Origin of the sequence: Oscillatoria sp. HE19RPO, from assembly GCF_024220515.1 — a bacterium.
GTDB lineage: Bacteria > Cyanobacteriota > Cyanobacteriia > Cyanobacteriales > Laspinemataceae > Laspinema.
Map to the genome: position 1 here is coordinate 1 of NZ_JAMXOT010000036.1, position 17,992 is coordinate 17,992.

The window sequence follows — 17,992 nt, forward strand, 5'->3', positions numbered from 1 at the left end:
CACCACCACCCCCACCAAGACTGCAAAGCTCCAACCCTTGGAAAATCTTGCAAGAAAAGTATGACAAAAAGGAAATGATTGAGGTTCAGATAACAAGTGTCAATGATGGTGGCATCCTTGTTAAAGTATTCAATCTTAGTGGCTTTATACCTAAAAGCCATCTTGTGCTACCACAGCATACATACGGTGGCCTTGTTGGTCAATCATTAGAAGTTTTAATTTTAGAGATAGAAAAAGCAACTCGGCAATTAAAATTTTCAGAAAGACTGCTTAGAGTCTCGTATTTACAAGTGGGACAACTGGTTGAGGGCAAAATAATTACAATAGAAAATAGGAGGGTAATTATTGAATTTAATAATGGGTTAAAAGGATGTTTACATATAAGTGAAATCAGCAAAAACTATGTGGAATTCATAGATAATATGTTTCAAATAAATCAAACCCTAAAGGCATTTATTATCAGAGTAAATACCTCGGGAACTAGAATTGATCTTTCAACAAAAGCCCTAGAAAAATATCCAGGAGAAATGTTGACAAATATGTCTGAAGTTATGAATAGAAGCCAGATTTTCTGATGCTAGGCAGAGAATCTCTTCCTAGGTGTTAAACTGCATAGGGAGAATCTATATTTTATTTTGAAAAGATTAGTGGCGCTTTGTTTTCTGCTGGGCTAACAAATTCTATTGAGCAGTGAGAGTCCCGCGAAGGATGCAAGAGTCAATCAGCAATCCTTCGCGGGGAAGTGCCGATCGCCTCCTAAAATTGCTGCCATCCGCAATCCTTCTTAAGTGAAGCGGCGATCGCCACCTGTCTTTATTGCTGGATCCCACTCACTTCACCTTTCCTGGCTTCTCGAATTTCCCGCATCCGGTTTTGATATTTTAAGGCGATGTCTGTTGCCAGTTCGCTGGTTGTTCGGGCCTTTTGTTCGGCGAGTTTTGTCATTTCCAACAGTTCAAGCAGGGTTGTTTCATCGGGTAGCTCTTTCATCGTAGTCCCTCTAAGCGATTCAGAATTTGTTCAACAAACCGCAGTTCCCTGGGCCAATGTGAGACCGCCAGGGACGGCAGTTTAGGCTTGAGCCGGACTGTTTAATTGCGCGACTTCCGGGGTCGCTTTGGCGATCGCCTGCAATAATAAATAATTCAGGACTGTTCTCACCGCAATAATCGCAACTAACCGGGCGATATCATCCCACTGACTGGAAATCATGGTTTTTAAAATCGTCGCCCCAATCAGGAAACTTAACCCTAAAGAAAACGAATATCCCATCACTAAGCGGCTGCGTTGAAATGCCTCCATTGTCTGAGGTTTTAACAGAGCATCTTTGACAAAAATAATTAAAGCTCGGGTGACTCCCAGGCCAATCACTAATATCGCTAAAAGTTGGCATAAACTGGTTAGAATGATATTTCCCGATATAACGAGAGTTGTCATTCCAGTTTCAATTCCTTGCAAATTCATCGTTTTTTGATTAATAATTTTTGCTGATTGTTTACCCTAAATCGATGTTCATCGGAAGAGGGATTTTCACGGGCCTAACTCATCAGGAGAGAGGTGGTGGTAACTCTAGTTTAATACAAAGGTGAAGCCATTTCCCTTGGACCTCCAGGAAATCTGACCGGCGATCGCCCCAGGGTCGAGCATCCGAGGCCCGCTGGAAACCCTAGATTTGCCCTGGTTTTGGACATTTCCCGAGGGATGAGAACCCGATCCTAACAAGCCCGGTTAATGGCCCTAATTGGGTACGAATGAGTAAAAGCTTTGAGAAAAACCCTCTTTATCTTTTCCCGACTGTAGCAACACCCGAGGATTTCATCACCAAAATATATCCTGGGATAGTGGGAGACCCACCCGAGACGGGGCTAAACTGGCTCTGAATCGGTCAGAGTTCGAGTTCTGGGCTGAATCAGACCCAGAGGAGAACCTGTGGGAATTTTATCAAATTTTTAGAAAAAGTTGGAGGCACAATTATGTTATATCAACGCATATTAGCACGGGGAAGTCAAGGGGAAGATGTTCAAGAACTTCAACAGATTTTATTAAATATGGGATACGATTTGGGCAAGGCGGGGGTTGATGGAAAATTTGGTCCTGAAACCGAAGCAGCGGTAAAAATTTTTCAAGGAGATATTAATCTGCAATATCCGGAAGCCACGGTGATTATCGATGGACAAGTCGATCGCCAAACTTGGTTTTTTTTGAAAAAAATCCGTTCCTAAATCAGAGACAGGTTCATCCTTAACCCACCTAACAAGCGGTTGAACTGGCATTTGTTCATCCGGGTAACAGAGGGGAAGGCGAACGAGTCTGAAATTCGAGGAGATACTCAGGCAGTCGGCGATCGCCTCCAGTCAGACTCACTCTGTCCGCTCTCACTACCTCCGAATTAAATACAAAATAGTCTCACCCGTTAACTTAAAAAAAGTTAACTCTTTGATGAAGTTTGGTTAAGAAACTTAAAATTATTTGTTTTTTCTTCCCTAAACGAACACAAAGATCCAATTTGTTGTGAAGATAGAGATCAAACGGGAACCAATTATGTTTGGGAATCACAATCAACCCGCCATGAAATTTAAACGTTTATATCGAATGCTTGCTTTTACCGTCTTCCTCCTGAGCATCATTGTGGGATGTGCCAGGAATGCTAGGGACAGCGGTACCCTGGAAGTTTGGGCACACGCGGGCCAAGATTCAGAACGAATCACTCTCGAAGAACAAGTGAATCGGTTTAATGCTGCTCACGATGATGTCACCGTTAGGCTCACATTTCTCCCAGAAGGCTCCTATAATGCCCAAGTCCAAGCGGCAGCAATCTCACGGGATTTGCCCGATGTGCTAGAATTTGATGGGCCATTTATCTATAATTATGTCTGGCAGCAAAACCTCCGACCCATTGATGACTTGATTTCTCCAGAAGTTCGCATGGATTTGTTGCCGTCGATTATCACCCAGGGAACCTATAACGATCGCCTCTATTCCGTCGGTACTTTTGATTCCGGACTGGGAATTTACGGACGCCGCAGTGTGCTAGAATCTGCTGGAATTCGTATCCCCCAAGGCAATGCCGACGCCTGGACCGCAGAGGAATTTAATCGCGCTTTAGCCACCTTAGCTGAAAATGACCCGGACGGACAAGTGCTGGACCTCAAATTGAACTATTCGGGAGAGTGGTTTACTTATGCCTTTATGCCGCTATTATATTCCGCTGGCGGTGCAACCATCGATCGCACAAATTACCAAACCGCTTCCGGCGTCATGGATAGTCCCGAATCCGTCGCCGCAATGGAACAGGTGCAGTCTTGGATGCAAAATGGCTACGTTGATCCCAATGTAGATGACGCCGCCTTTACCACCGGACGGGTGGCGCTTTCCTGGGTGGGACATTGGGTCTATCCGAGTTATGCAGAAGCGTTTGGGGATGATTTAGTGGTGTTGCCTCTGCCCAATTTAGGCAATGGCTCGAAAACTGCCCAGGGTTCTTGGAATTGGGGAATCACAAAAAGAAGTAACAACCCCCAAGCGGCAATGGCATTTTTAGAGTTTCTGTTACAGCCAAATGAAGTGCTGGCTATGTCCAATGCGAATGGGGCCGTCCCCGCGACCCAAAGTGCGATCGCGCAATCTCCTTTATACCGCGAAGGCGGACCGTTGCGCTTATTCTCATCCCAATTGTTGAATAACAAAACCGTTCCCCGTCCCCAAACTCCCGGTTATCCGGTGATTACTTCAGCCTTTCAAGAAGCCTTTAATAACATTCGCAATGGTCTGGAAGTGCAACAAGCCTTAGAACGGGCTGCCACAGAGATTGACCTAGACATCCGGGATAATGAAGGCTATCCTAACGTCAGTTAGCACTCCCAGAATATCCCCAAATATCCGCGAACTCTTTCCTAGCAGTGACCGGGTATTTGAGTCAATTCAGAGATTTTCAAGATGAATTTTAATCTAAACTTATGGCCAATCAAACCCCTCTAACTGCTCAAAATGATGCGCGCAGCGCCCTAGGGATGGCAGCCCCCGCCTTGATTGGATTATTCCTATTTGTGGCCTTGCCTTTTACCTTAGCGGCCATTTTGTCGTTTACGAATTTACGACTCGGTTCGCCGTTACCTACCCGGTTTATTGGATTAGAACAATATGCCCGAATTTTTAGCGAACCCTCTTTTCGTCGCGCCTTACTTAATAATGCGATTTTTGCCCTGGTAGTCGTGCCATTGCAAACTGCGATCGCCCTCGGATTAGCCCTCTTACTCAACCGTCCCCTGCGCGGCATGGCAATCTTTCGCACCCTGTTTTTCATGCCGGTGGTTTTTCCAATGGCATTGGTATCCGTGATTTGGATTTTGATTTACGCCCCCGGTGCCAATGGTATGATGAATTCCTTTCTCGACTTAATTACCTTTGGATTATGGGAACCGCGAGATTTCCTCCGTGACCCCTATCTAGCTTTGCCCTCAATTATGCTGCTTTCTATGTGGCAGGGGGTGGGATTTCAAATGGTGATTATCCTAGCGGGTTTACAGTCAATTCCCAGTGATTTATACGAAGCTGCCGCTATTGATGGCAGCAATAAATGGAACCAGTTTCGGCACGTCACCTTACCCCAATTGCGAAATACTTTGATTTTCGTCATGTTGGTGACTTCGATTCTGTCATTTCGCCTGTACGACCAAATCGAAATCATGACCAATGGCGGACCTTTAGATGCCACCACTACTGTTATGTATGAAGCGGTAAGCGCTGCCTATCAACAGCAAAAAATGGCCAAAGGGGCGGCCATGACAGTGGTCTTTTTCCTAGTCGTTTTGATGATTACCCTCATCCAACGGACTTTGATTAAAGAAGAACGGGCAATTGATTAATTCAAACAAGAGTTATGGGAATTTCACGATAGTTTCCCCATTTTAAATGTTGTTCAGCATAGAGTTCTATGAAACCAATTTCCGGACTACCCAAAGAAAAACCCAATCTCGGTGAGCGAGTTGCCAATCAACCTAATCATCAGGAATTAATGGCCAAGCGCAAAAACCAGCAACGGGTTAGTATCATTCTCAGCTATGTGGTTTTGACGATTTTGGCGTTGCTGTTTATTGCGCCGATTTTATTTATGATTATCGGCAGTTTTAAGCCGGATAATCTGGTGTTAGTCGAGGCGGGTTCATTAAAAGCGTTTGTCCCTGATAATCCGTCGTTGCAGAACTATGAGGATGTATTTGCACGAGTTAATTTTACCCGATTTTTCTGGAATTCGATTTTTATTACTGGGGCGATCGTCCTAGTGGGACTCCTGGTCAATTCAATGGCAGCTTATGCCTTTTCGCGCTTGCAGTGGCGGGGACGGGATATAATTTTCCCGGTGATTATCGCGTTAATGATTATCCCTTTTGAAGCTATTGCTGTTCCCCTGTTCTTTCAAATGACTTGGTTAGGATTACGCAATACTTACACCGCCCAAATCATTCCCTTTATTGCCAATGCCTTTTCCATCTATTTATTTTACACCTTTTTTATCGTCTTGCCCAAGGAATTGGAAGAAGCAGCCAGAGTAGATGGGGCGGGTCCAATCCGGACCTTTTTTGAAATTATCGTCCCAGTTTCTAAACCTGTGTTTGCTTCCGTAGCGATTCTGACTTTTTTAACCCAATGGGGGTCATTTTTGTGGCCGACGATGATTGCTGTGGGGGAAAGAGTGCGTCCTTTACCTGTGGCGATCGCGCAATTTCAAACCTTACCTCCCATCCAATGGGGGGATATTATGGCCTTTGGGGTGATGATGGTTGCACCGATGTTAGTGATTTTCTTAATCTTCCAAAAATGGTTTGTTCAGGGGGTTGCTTCTTCGGGTATTAAGGGGTAAAACAACGGCGGGGGTTAAAACGATTGGCGGCCTTGTAGAGGCGCTTCGCGAAGCGCCCCTACAGTCGCTTAAACCCGACTAAAAACACCACTAAAAACACCACCGCATCAGAATTGCAGTCGTCTTAAGACGACGTAGGGGCGCTTCGCGAAGCGCCCCTACAGGCGGGGGTTTTAACCCCTCGCCGGTTGTTGAAACTATCCACAAATTAAAACAATGGCAAAAGTAGAATTTGACCACATTTACAAAGTTTATGCCAATGGCTTCACCGCTATGAAAGACCTCTGTTTGACCATTGAAGATGGGGAATTTATGGTTTTTGTTGGACCTTCCGGCTGTGGCAAATCGACCGCCCTGCGGATGTTAGCGGGGTTGGAAGATATTAGTGCGGGTAAATTAATCATCGGTCAGGATGTGGTGAATAATAAAAGCCCCCAGGACCGGAATATTGCGATGGTGTTTCAAAATTATGCCCTGTATCCGCACATGACGGTAAGGCAGAATATGGAATTTCCCCTGCGAATGATGAAAGTGGCGAAAGGGGAACGACAACAGCGAGTCATGGAGGCGGCGGAAAAGTTGGGATTGACTCATTTGTTGGATAATAAACCCAAACAAATGTCTGGGGGACAACGGCAACGGGTGGCAATGGGACGGGCCATTGTGCGAGACCCAGCGGTATTTTTAATGGATGAACCGCTGTCGAATTTGGATGCCAAAATGCGGGTGCAAATTCGTACAGAAATTGCGGATTTGCAGCGCAAAATGGGAACGACAACGGTATATGTGACGCACGATCAGGTGGAGGCGATGACAATGGGCGATCGCGTGGCAGTAATGCGCTTGGGGGAACTCCAACAAGTAGCACCGCCTCAAGAGTTATACGACTGCCCCAGGAATGTCTTTGTGGCAGGATTTATGGGGTCTCCAGCGATGAATATCTTTCATAGTGAGTTACGCAAAACCGAAAGCGGTCAATTTGCCATTACCTACGGAACCCAACACCTGGCGATCGCCCCCGAAACCTGCGATCGCTACCGGGAAATTGAACATTATATCAACAAACCCATTTTTGCCGGATTGCGTCCCGAAGCCTTTTTAATCGCACATAGCAATACGCCAGAAACTCAGAAAATTGAAGTGGAAGTCACCACCATTGAATCCCTGGGTCATGAAACCATTATTTATTTCAATTCTCCCATTGCCAAAATTGAAATCCAAGATAAAGATGACCTAGCCAAAGTGCTAGAAAAACCCACAGGAGAGAGTCAATCTATTGCAGTTGCCCGAGTCGGTTCCGCCCAAAAACTGCACCATGCCGACTGCCTCACCCTCGCCGTCGATACCCGCCAACTTTACCTCTTCGATCGCCACGGCAACGCCATCCTCTAAGTATATTTTACCAGGACAAGGCCCTCCCTTGTCCTTTCCTCATATTTGACCCCTCTGTTCTAACCCCATTTTCCCCACCGGACTCATTTATTCTTTCCTCACTTTTTTATCTATTCTCCTCAAGGATGGGTACAGCCGAGATGATAAACCGGGTTTTTCCCCAGTACAGTACCGAGAAGATAACCAGGTTTCTGGTTAAAAATGCAGGAAATAAAGCAGACAATTCGCTCCCCAAACCCTGTCACAGTCCTATTTTCGTTAATCCTTTACCCACACCCTAGCTCAATCCAACTCATAGAAAACCTTTTCTCCGTAATCCTACTGAATTGTTGGGTCCAGGTTCATTGAATCTTCACCAAATTTCCTCAAAATCTGATATTGACAAAAATTCATTCAGATGCATCTCCCCCTCTAGGCTGCATGGTTTTGTTCAGTATTGACAAATACACCTTGAGGAACCGAATAGCTTCATCAAAAATTTATACCTGTGACTATTGACAGCTTCAATCCAGCAAGTTAGCTTATATTTAAGCCTCTAAAAAATGTTTCATTTAGGGGTTGACAAAAAACTATTCTTATGATAAAGCGTTGAGGCTTATATAAAATGTGGACCCATATTTCCCAAGAAACTACAACTTTTTGCCTCTTGAAGAAGAAGAGACTAGCAACTTCCTCAGCAAAATCGGCTTTTCCAAGACTTACATCCCTAAACGTTCCAAGAGATCTGGGATAAAAGCTCACCCTGCCCCCCTAGAACCGCGATCGGTTCAGGTCGTATAACTGCCCAACAGCGCATTGGCGAGATTGGGGGAACTATTCACCCAATCTCGCCTTGATTTAGCTTGGGTTGCATCTACACCACCCGTCTACTTCATTAGAAACATAAGGAACCCGTACCCATGAAACCCCAGGAAAAGACTCAATTTGTGGTAAGTCCCTCCATCGCCACCACTATTCCCAATCGCAACATTGTTATTTTTGACCCCGGTGTAGAAAACTGGGAAAGTTTAGCAGCAGGTGTTATCCCTGGCACCGAGGTTGTGATACTCCATCCGCAACAAGATGGAGTCGCCCAAATCGCCGAACTCCTGGAAAATTGTAGCAATATTGAGGCATTGCATATTGTGTCTCATGGCAGTCCGGGCTGCTTGTATCTGGGCTCGGTTCTCCTCAATACCGATAACCTGGAGAGCTACAACCAGACCCTGGGACAGTGGCGCAATGCCCTGAGTGGGAAAGCAGATATTTTGCTCTATGGGTGCGAGGTAGCAGCCGGAGAAATTGGCGAAAGCTTCGTACAGCGCCTCAGTGAAATAACTGGGGCAGAAATTGCAGCTTCCGATGACCCCACGGGGAATGCAGCATTAGGCGGCGACTGGGAACTGGAAGTCCGCACCGGGGATATTAACACTCCCTTGGTGTTTGTGCAGGAGACAATTGCAGAATACCCAGGGGTTTTGACACGCGAACCGGAATGGATAAAGCAGTTTGGGACGACCTTCCTTGACACCTCTAAAGGCATTACCGTAGATAGCGCGGGCAACATCTACATTACTGGAGAGACCGGGGGCAACTTGGGTGGCATCAATGCCGGGAGCAATGACGCCTGGGTTGCCAAGTACGACAGCAGTGTGACTCAGCAGTGGGTTCAGCAGTTGGGGACGACCGAAAATGAACGCTCTAACGGCATTACCGTAGATAGTGCGGGCAACCTCTACATTACTGGAGATACCGTGGGCAACTTGGGTGGCACCAATGCCGGGAACTATGACGCCTGGGTTGCCAAGTACGACAACAGTGGTACTCAGCAGTGGGTTCAGCAGTTGGGGTCATCCTTATCTGACTACTCTAACGGTATTACCGTAGATAGCGCAGGCAACCTCTACATTACTGGATATACCGATGGCAACTTGGGTGGCACCGATGCCGGGAGATGGGACGCCTGGGTTGCCAAGTACGACAGCAGTGGTACTCAGCAGTGGGTTCAGCAGTTGGGGACGACCGAAAATGACGCCTCTAAAGGCATTACCGTAGATAGCGCGGGCAACATCTATATTACTGGATGGACCGATGGCAGCTTGGGCGGCACCAGTGCTGGTACCGGGGCCGGAGACGCCTGGGTTGCCAAGTACGACAGCAGTGGTACTCAGCAGTGGGTTCAGCAGTTTGGGTCGTTCCCATCTGACTCCTCTAGCGGCATTACCGTAGATAGTGCGGGCAACCTCTACATTACTGGATATACCTATGGCAACTTGGGGGGCACCAATGCCGGGAACTATGACGCCTGGGTTGCCAAGTACGACAGCAGTGGTACTCAGCAGTGGGTTCAGCAGTTTGGAAGTCCTGCTGGGGATTTCTCTAACGGTATTACCGTAGATAGCGCGGGCAACCTCTACATTACTGGATATACGTTAGGCAACTTGGGTGGCATCAATGCCGGGAGCGACGACGCCTGGGTTGCCAAGTACGACAGCAGTGGTACTCAGCAGTGGATTCAGCAGTTGGGGACGACCTCAAATGACTCCTCTAACGGCATTACAATCGATAGCGCAGGCAACCCCTACATTACTGGATTGACCGTGGGCATCTTGGGCGACACCAGTGCGGGGGGCTCTGACGCCTGGATTGCTAAACTTTCCCCAGTCGTCACCATCACCCCAGGCATCACCCCCAACGAAACCGCCCCCACAACAGGCACTTTTATCCTCACCCTCACCGAACCTGCACTCGTAGGGGGAGTCACAGTCAACTACACTGTGGCCGGAACCGCTACCTCCGGCACCGACTACACCGCCTTATCCGGCAGCGCAGTCATTACCGCAGGCAGTACCACCGCCACCATCGACCTCGTTCCCATAGACGATGGGGTATATGAACCCGATGAAACCGTCGAAATCACCCTCACCCCCGGGACGGGTTATGTCGTACAACCATCCACCAGTAACGCCAGCCATACTCTGCATAGCACTGGTGTCAGCATCGCCGCCGGAACAGCAGCCAACAAAACCGTCCCCACCAACGGCACCTTTAACCTCACCCTCACCGAACCCGCCCCCGCAGGCGGGATGACAGTGAACTACACCGTCGCTGGAACCGCAACCAACGGCACTGATTACACCGCCTTATCCGGTAGCGTGCTGATTCCCGGAGGTAGTACCACCGCTACCATCGACCTCCTTCCCATAGACGATGGGGTATATGAACCCGATGAAACCGTCGAAATCACCCTCGTCGCCGGAACCGATTACGACTTGGTGGCAGGCAGTGAAACCGCCAGCCATACCTTGCATAGCACTGGCGTCAGCATCGCTGCCGGAACTCCAGCCAGCGAAACCGGGCCCACCAACGGGACCTTTAACCTCACCCTCACCGAACCCGCCCCCTTAGGCGGGATGACCGTGAACTACACCGTCGCTGGAACCGCAACCAGTGGCAGCGACTACACAGCCTTATCCGGCAGCGTCTTCATCCCCGCTGGAAATACCACCGCTACCATCGACCTCGTTCCCACCGACGATTTCCTCGATGAAGGGGATGAAACCGTCGAACTCTCCCTCGTCGCCGGAACCGATTACGACTTGGTATCAGGCAGTGAAACCGCCACCCTCACCATCACCGACAACGACATCGCCGGGGTGATTATTGCCGAAACCGGCAGCAACACCGCCGCTTCAGAAGACGGCATCACCGATACCTACTCTATCAAACTCGCCACTGAACCCACCACCAGCGTCAACATCGCCGTCACCCCCGACACCCAAACCGACCTCGGTAGTGGTGCGGGAACTGCTGTCACCCTCACCTTCGATAGCAGCAACTGGAATACCGAACAAACTGTCACCGTAACTGCCATTGACGATACTGCGGTCGAGTATGACCACACCAGCACGATTTCCCACAGCGTCACCTCCACCGATGCCAACTACAATGGGTTAACCGTCACCGATGTGACAGTCAGCCTGACGGATAACGACTGGCCTTCAGTCAGCATCGCCGCCGGGGCTAACCCTAGCGAAACCAGTGCCACTCCCGGTAACTTCCAGATTACCCTCAGCGATCCCGCTCCATCGGGCGGCATCACTCTCACCTACAGCGTTGCCGGAACGGCTACCAGTGCGATCGACTATACCGCCTTATCCGGTAGCCTCTTTATTGCTGAGGGAGCCACCAGCGGCACGATCCAGGTAGTGCCGACAGATGACGCGATCGCCGATCCGAACGAAACCGTACAACTCACCCTGAATGCCGGAACCAATTACAACGTCAATGCCGCCAGCGCTACCGCCAGTTTAACTGTCACCGACAACGATACTGCCGGAGTCACGGTTTCTGCCATTAACGGCAACACCAGCGAAGCGGCGGGTACAGCTTCCTTTGAAGTTGTCCTCGACACCCAACCCACTGGCGAAGTCACCGTAAACTTAGTCAGTTCCAATACTGCGGAAGGCACGGTTTCCGTCCCCTCCATCACCTTTACCCCCGGCAACTGGAACGTCCCTCAAACTGTCACCGTAACCGGCGTAGATGATAACGTTGCCGATGGCAATATCACTTACACGATTCAAACTACCGTCACCAGTACGGACAGTATCTACAGCAGCATCAACCCGAATGATGTCAGCGTCACCAATATTGACAACGACACGCCCAATATCTTAGTCACCCAAAGCGGAGGTAGCACAGCCGTCACCGAAGGGGGCACAACCGATACCTACCAACTTGTCTTAACCACTGCCCCCACCGCCAACGTCAACATCACCATTACACCGGACGTTCAAACCGACTTGGGGAATGGTGCGGGAACGGCAGTCACTCTCACTTTTAACAATACCAACTGGAATAACCCCCAAACCATCACGGTCACTGCGACTGACGATACGGCAGTGGAATATGCCCACACCAGCACGATTTCCCACAGCGTTACCTCCACTGATGCCGACTACAACGGCATGGCGGTAAGCAATATTACGGCTAATGTGACGGACAACGATTTACCGACAGTGAATGTGGCGGCAGGAAACAACGCCAGCGAAACCAACACCAGCAGCGGACAGTTTACCCTCACCTTGAGCGACGGGGCCCCGACGGGAGGGATGACGGTCAACTACTCCGTAGCTGGAACTGCCACCTCGGGCACGGACTACACCGCCTTATCCGGGAGTGTGTTCATTCCCGCCGGGGCAACGACTGCTAATATTAACGTCACTCCCCTAGACGATGCCATCGACGAACCGGACGAAACGGTGCAACTCACCGTTGCGACGGGGACGGGTTACAACTTGGGTACAACCAGTGAGGCAACGATTTCCCTGGCAGACAACGACACCGCAGGCGCAAAGCTTACCCAGTCGAACAACAGCACCAATGTTGCCGAAAGCGGTACCACCGATACTTACGAGATTGTCCTGTTGAGTCAACCCACTCAGGATGTCAGGATCACCGTTAACCCTGACAGTCAAACCCGGGTAGTGGGGGAAACAAGTCTCATCTTCACGTCAAACAACTGGAACGTACCGCAAACCGTCACCGTTGGGGCGATCGACGATACAGCGGTAGAGTATCCTCACAGTGGGACAATCTCCCACAGCATCACCAGCAGCGATGCCAACTACAACGGCATGAGCTTGTCTGCGGTGACGGCAAACATTGCCGACAACGACTGGCCCACAATCGGAATTGCTCCGGGAATCAGTCCCCAAGAACAGGGTCCTAAAACTGGCACTTTTAATCTCACTTTAAGCGACCCTGCGCCAGTAGAAGGCATCCGCGTCAGCTATAGCTTCCGAGGTAATGCCACCAGCGGCATTGACTACAACACTTTATCCGGCAGCGTCTTCATTCCGGCAGGTGCCACCAGCGCCAATATCAATATTGTGCCCGTGGATGATTTTATCGATGAAGATGACGAAAGCCTGGAAGTATCACTCAATCCGGGAGCGAATCATAACATCGGTTCATCGGGGACGGGAATAACCCACGTTATTGACAACGATACGGCGGGGATCCGAATTGTGGAGTCGGGTTCGGGAACGGAAGTCACCGAAGGCGGGAGTGCTGATACCTATACAGTGGTGCTATCCAGCCAACCGACTGCCGATGTTCGGATCGACTTTAGCACGGATGCTAATCTTAACCCGATTCAGTCTCTCACCTTTAACGCGAGTAACTGGAACGTTCCCCAAACGGTCTCGGTGAGTGCCGTTGACGATACCAAATTCCAAGGCGATCGCACCATTGCGATCGCTCATACCGTCAGCAGCAGCGATGCTAAGTACAACGGCATGACCCTCCCTAACATCAATGCCTACATCCGCGATTCGGATCTGGCACAAACCACAGAGGGACTTAACAGCGGATTCAGTTTGCTGGAACTCTTCCTTGACGCTCAACTTTCCCAACTTACACTGCCCGTTGTTAACAAATCTCTCCAAGATATTCTCCCATCCGACTTTGCCCAGAAACTTCGCATGGATATCGTGGGAGCAGTTAATGACGTGCTCGACGGGGATACTGAGGAACTCGCCGGGAAACTTCAAGAAAAGCTGTCCTTCGTCTTCTCTGAAGTAGAAGTTGATCGCGAAATCACCGAGGAGGAAGTCAAATTTACGATTAGCGGAACAAACACCATTGACTTGGCAACAATTCCCCTCGACGGCACCCTTGGCTTCCCTGCATTGGGGATAAACGCTCAAGGATCTGCCGATACTGCATTCGAGTATGAACTCTCCCTGGGATTTGGGTATCACAAAGACTACGGCTTCTATTTCGATACCGAAAACACCGCACTGGGTGTTAGTCTCGGTCTGGGTTTGAGCGATGATTTCAAAGCCACAGGGACGGCGGGATTCTTGCAACTCGATCTAGAGAACAATGCCGACGACCCCACCGAAGTTGGTGCCGAGTTTAAAGTCAATCTCAACGATATCGACAACGCGATCGATGATGGCGAACGACTGACCTTCTCAGAACTCCAAGGCGACTACAATCTCACCGATTTATTTTCCACCAGTTTAGATACAAAAGCTAACCTGGGTCTGAAAGCCGTGACCAGCATTGAGGGAAGTGCGGCGATTCCCTCATTTAACTTCGATTTGAAAGCCGAATTCCCGGTATTGAAGTACGAAGATGGCGAGTGGAGTGGGCCGCAAAAACCCACCCTAGCCTTCAACAATATGCAGCTTGACTTGGGGACGTTTGTCACCGACTTTGCTAAACCGATTCTCACTACTATCAATGATGTAGTGGAACCGGCTCGTCCAGTGATTGATGCCCTAAACAAGGATATCTCTTTTTTGTCGCAAATGGATGCCCTAAAGAAGATCTTTGACCAAAATAGCGATGGCAAAGTTACCTTAGTAGAAGCCGGTGCCACCATCGCTGGGAAAAAGGTGGATACTCGATTCTTGGATGGAATGGATAAGATCCCCCAAGTCATCGATTTGGTTAAAGAAATATCCGGCCAGGAAGGCACCCTAAAAATCGATTTAGGGAGTTACGAAGTTGGTGTCGATACCACCGATCCGAATGCGGATCTAACCGAAGCTGAAACGACGACAACGGAAGAAGCGAGTTCGCCGACTCAACAAGCTCAATCCAAAGCGTCAGGCACAACGTCCAAGTTCCTCTCCGCCTTACAAAACATTGAGGGGCTGAGTTTCCCGATTTTGAGCGACCCGGGAACCGCGATCGACCTGCTGCTGGGGAAACCGGATGTCACCTTATTTGCCTACCAAACACCGAAGTTGGACCTAGATTTCGGATTTCAACAAGAATTCCCAATCTACAGCATCCTGGGAATCGGAATTAACGGTCATTTGGGAGGCAGCTTTAATGTCAAGTCAAACCTTGGATTTGGCTTTGATACTTACGGGCTCAATCAGTGGAAAAATGCAGGGTTTGCCCTGGCAGATTCCTACCAAATCTTCGATGGTTTCTACGTCAGCGATACCGAGAATGCAGATGGCACGGGTGCAGATGTTAACGAACTCAAACTGACGGCTACTCTATCGGCTGGGGCGAATATCAGTGCAGCAGTTGTTAAAGCCTATCTCACGGGTGGCGTTCAGGGAACGGCAAAATTCGATCTGCTCGACGTTGGGGAAGAAAATGGCACCAGTGATGGCAAGGTGCGAGGTTCGGAAATTATCTCCCGCATCAGTGATCCGATGTCGATGTTTGAGATCAATGGCACAGTGGATGCCTTTCTAGATGCGGGAGTCGATTACTGGACGTTCTGGGACGGATGGGAAACGGCTTGGTCAAAACGGCTGGGTACTTATAATCTGGCCGAGTTTCGTCTGGGTTCGGGTCCGACTCGTCGCAGTCGCGCCATTGACGGTTACATTAGTGGTGGCACGGTGTTCTTCGATGCCAACTTTAACGGGGTTTGGGATGCAGAAGTCGAACCCTTTGGGATTACCAATCCCGATGGCAGTTTCGATCTGATGGTGGAGTTGGAAAAATTCGACACCAATGGCAATGGCGAAATTGATGTCACCGAAGGCAAGATCGTCATGGAAAATGGCATCGATGTTTCCACCTATTTGCCTCTGGTGACGCCTTTGACTTCTACCTTTGATGCCACCGTGGTGACGCCGTTAACCACCTTGATCGCACAGTTAGTCGAGCAAGGAATCGACCCGACACAGGCTCAAGCGAACGTGGAAGCCGCCCTAGGACTGCCTGCAGGGGTAGACCTCCAGAACTACGATCCCCTGGAGGCGATGGCGAATGGTGATGCCAATGGTTTGACGGTGTTTGCCTCGATGATTCAGGTGCAAAACACGATCGTGCAGACGGCAAAGTTAATTGAGGGAGTGAGTGAAATACCCTTGACCCAGCTTGGCAATGCAGCAATAAAAGCGATCGCAAATCGCCTCAGTAGCGGCACTCCGGTAGACTTAACCCAACCATCGGAAATCGAAGCCCTTGTCAACTCGGCGATCGCATTTGCTGCCGAAGCAGAACCCACCCTCAACTCCTCCCAGCTTGCCACTGTTGCCTCGGCAGCGTCGCAAATCATGGCGTTAGCCAATCAACGGGTTGGGGAAATTGTCAGCAGTGGAAAATCTTTAACCGATGCAGCCACTGAGATTGCTCGCTTGCAGTCAGTAGCACAGGGTGAAATCGCCACGAGTTTGCCAGAACTCGCCGCAGGAACCGTTAGCGTAGAACAGTTCCTCGCTCAAAACACCCGCGAAGCCATCCTAGAGAAGATGGGGAATGCCTTCGCTAAGGATCCCACTATGCGTCCAATTTTCCCAGATTCTACCAACAATCCAATCGATTTTACTGAGGATCTAAATCTCCCTGACTCACCAGGCGGACCGATTCTTCCCCAGGAGTTGGCTGCCAGCAGCGAAGGGGTTAACCGTGGAGACAGCAACACTCTGGCACAAAACCCTCTCGATTTCAACATGAATCTGTTCCTGCGGTTCTTTGATGCCGAATACTATCTGGCACAAAACACCGATGTGGCAGAAGCGGTGGGAAATGGCACCTTCGGCAGTGCAGCGGAACATTTCGGCGCATTTGGCTTCGCGGAAGGTCGCGCACCCAACGAGCTATTTGACACCGAGTATCTCTCACAATATACCGACGTGGCAGAGGCCGTAACTAACGGCACGTTCCGCAGCGGGTTTGAACATTTCATCAAGTTTGGATTTGCCGAAGGTCGCTTCCCCAGCGATGTGTTTAAAGACTTGGAGATGTTCTATCTGTGGAAAAACCCCGATGCTGCTACATCGGTAAGTCAAGGCAGTTATGCCAACGGACTGGAACATTTGGTGGCTGTGGAGTTGGCATCCGGTGGCAATACCCTATCGACTTACGAGGTTCTCGCACAAACCTTTGACTCGCAATATTATCTGATGCAAAATGCCGATGTTGCCCAAGCGGTGGAAAATGGCATCTTCCGCAGTGGGATGGAACACTTTATTGGCTTCGGAATGGTGGAGGGTCGCACTCCCAGTATGGCCTATAGCGACAGCTACTATCTCGCCAACCACGCCGATGTGGATGAAGCGGTGAAAAATGGCATCTTCCGCAGCGGTTACGAACATTATATGATGTATGGCATGGCGGAAGGTCGCATCGGTGGTGAGATGGTGGGTTCTGCAACCTCGGATATTATTCTGGGGACGGCGGGCTCCAATACGATCGCAGGGATGGAAGGAGATGACATCCTGTTTGGCGATGCGGGTCACGATATTCTGATTGGAGTGAATGTCAATGCTGCTAATCCGGGAGTCGGTGAGGTCGATCGCCTGATTGGGGATCGGGGTCGCGATACCTTTGTTCTCGGCGATGCCACCCGCACGTATTACAATAGCGGAGTGGATGCCGAGACGGGACTGAATGATTATGCAGCGATCGCCGATTTTGCGATCGGTGAAGATCAGATCCAGTTGCACGGTTCGGCTGCTGACTATCGCCTTGCTGCTTCCCCAGAAGAAATGTTCCCAGGAATGGCGATTTACCGCAAGGAAGGCGATCACGAGGATTTAATTGCGATCGTTCAGGATGTTTCTGACCTGAATTTGCAGGAAAATTACTTCAGTTTCGTTTAAGGGAACTCCAAAAAATAAAATACCCAAAAACCCCGCAGGCTAAAGCCTGGGGCTACACGGACAAAGCCCGCCTGCGCGGGCTAATACAGTTACGTGCTTAACCATCGGGATTTGGATGATTTATTTGTTGGAATACGGAATCCGGTTGGAATAGGTCTGTAAAAACCCGCAG

10 protein-coding genes are annotated in these 17,992 nt (G+C 49.5%); 7 read left to right on the forward strand and 3 right to left on the reverse strand.

Annotated features, from left to right (window positions below; translation table 11 throughout):
- Nucleotides 1-575, forward strand: a 575-nt coding sequence (locus tag NG833_RS03985; RefSeq protein WP_254564038.1) for a S1 RNA-binding domain-containing protein, incomplete at its 5' end; no start/stop codon positions are given.
- A 105-nt stretch (nucleotides 576-680) separates the two neighbouring features.
- On the opposite strand, the gene NG833_RS03990 is transcribed toward NG833_RS03985, so the two are convergent.
- The 3 genes from NG833_RS03990 to NG833_RS04000 form a co-directional block, all read right to left on the reverse strand.
- A complete protein-coding gene (locus tag NG833_RS03990) occupies nucleotides 681-830 on the reverse strand; it encodes a hypothetical protein (protein ID WP_254564039.1) in 150 nt (49 codons plus the stop codon).
- Nucleotides 814-990, reverse strand: a complete 177-nt coding sequence (locus NG833_RS03995; protein ID WP_254564040.1) for a hypothetical protein — start codon at nucleotides 988-990, stop codon at nucleotides 814-816. Before NG833_RS03995 ends, NG833_RS03990 begins: the two co-directional genes overlap by 17 nt.
- A gap of 81 nt (nucleotides 991-1,071) precedes the next feature.
- A complete protein-coding gene (locus NG833_RS04000) occupies nucleotides 1,072-1,464 on the reverse strand; it encodes a DUF1622 domain-containing protein (protein WP_254564041.1) in 393 nt (130 codons plus the stop codon).
- Between the two features lie 509 nt (nucleotides 1,465-1,973).
- On the opposite strand from NG833_RS04000, the gene NG833_RS04005 reads away from it, so the two are divergent.
- From NG833_RS04005 to NG833_RS04030, 6 genes are all read left to right on the forward strand, one after another.
- Nucleotides 1,974-2,222 (forward strand): peptidoglycan-binding protein, encoded by a 249-nt coding sequence (locus NG833_RS04005; protein WP_254564042.1) that lies wholly within the window; start codon nucleotides 1,974-1,976, stop codon nucleotides 2,220-2,222.
- 346 nt (nucleotides 2,223-2,568) lie between these two features.
- A complete protein-coding gene (locus NG833_RS04010; RefSeq protein ID WP_254564043.1) occupies nucleotides 2,569-3,855 on the forward strand; it encodes a sugar ABC transporter substrate-binding protein in 1,287 nt (428 codons plus the stop codon).
- Nucleotides 3,856-3,956: 101 nt separating this feature from the next.
- Nucleotides 3,957-4,865: a carbohydrate ABC transporter permease gene (locus NG833_RS04015; protein ID WP_254564044.1), complete on the forward strand. Its 909-nt coding sequence runs from the start codon at nucleotides 3,957-3,959 to the stop codon at nucleotides 4,863-4,865.
- Nucleotides 4,866-4,933: 68 nt separating this feature from the next.
- On the forward strand, nucleotides 4,934-5,860 hold the full coding sequence (locus tag NG833_RS04020; protein WP_254564045.1) for a carbohydrate ABC transporter permease: 927 nt from the start codon (nucleotides 4,934-4,936) through the stop codon (nucleotides 5,858-5,860).
- A gap of 216 nt (nucleotides 5,861-6,076) precedes the next feature.
- Entirely contained in the window at nucleotides 6,077-7,252 is a 1,176-nt protein-coding gene (locus NG833_RS04025) for an ABC transporter ATP-binding protein (RefSeq protein ID WP_254564046.1), read from the forward strand.
- An 899-nt stretch (nucleotides 7,253-8,151) separates the two neighbouring features.
- Nucleotides 8,152-17,820 (forward strand): SBBP repeat-containing protein, encoded by a 9,669-nt coding sequence (locus NG833_RS04030; protein WP_254564047.1) that lies wholly within the window; start codon nucleotides 8,152-8,154, stop codon nucleotides 17,818-17,820.
- The last annotated feature ends 172 nt before the right edge of the window (nucleotides 17,821-17,992 follow it).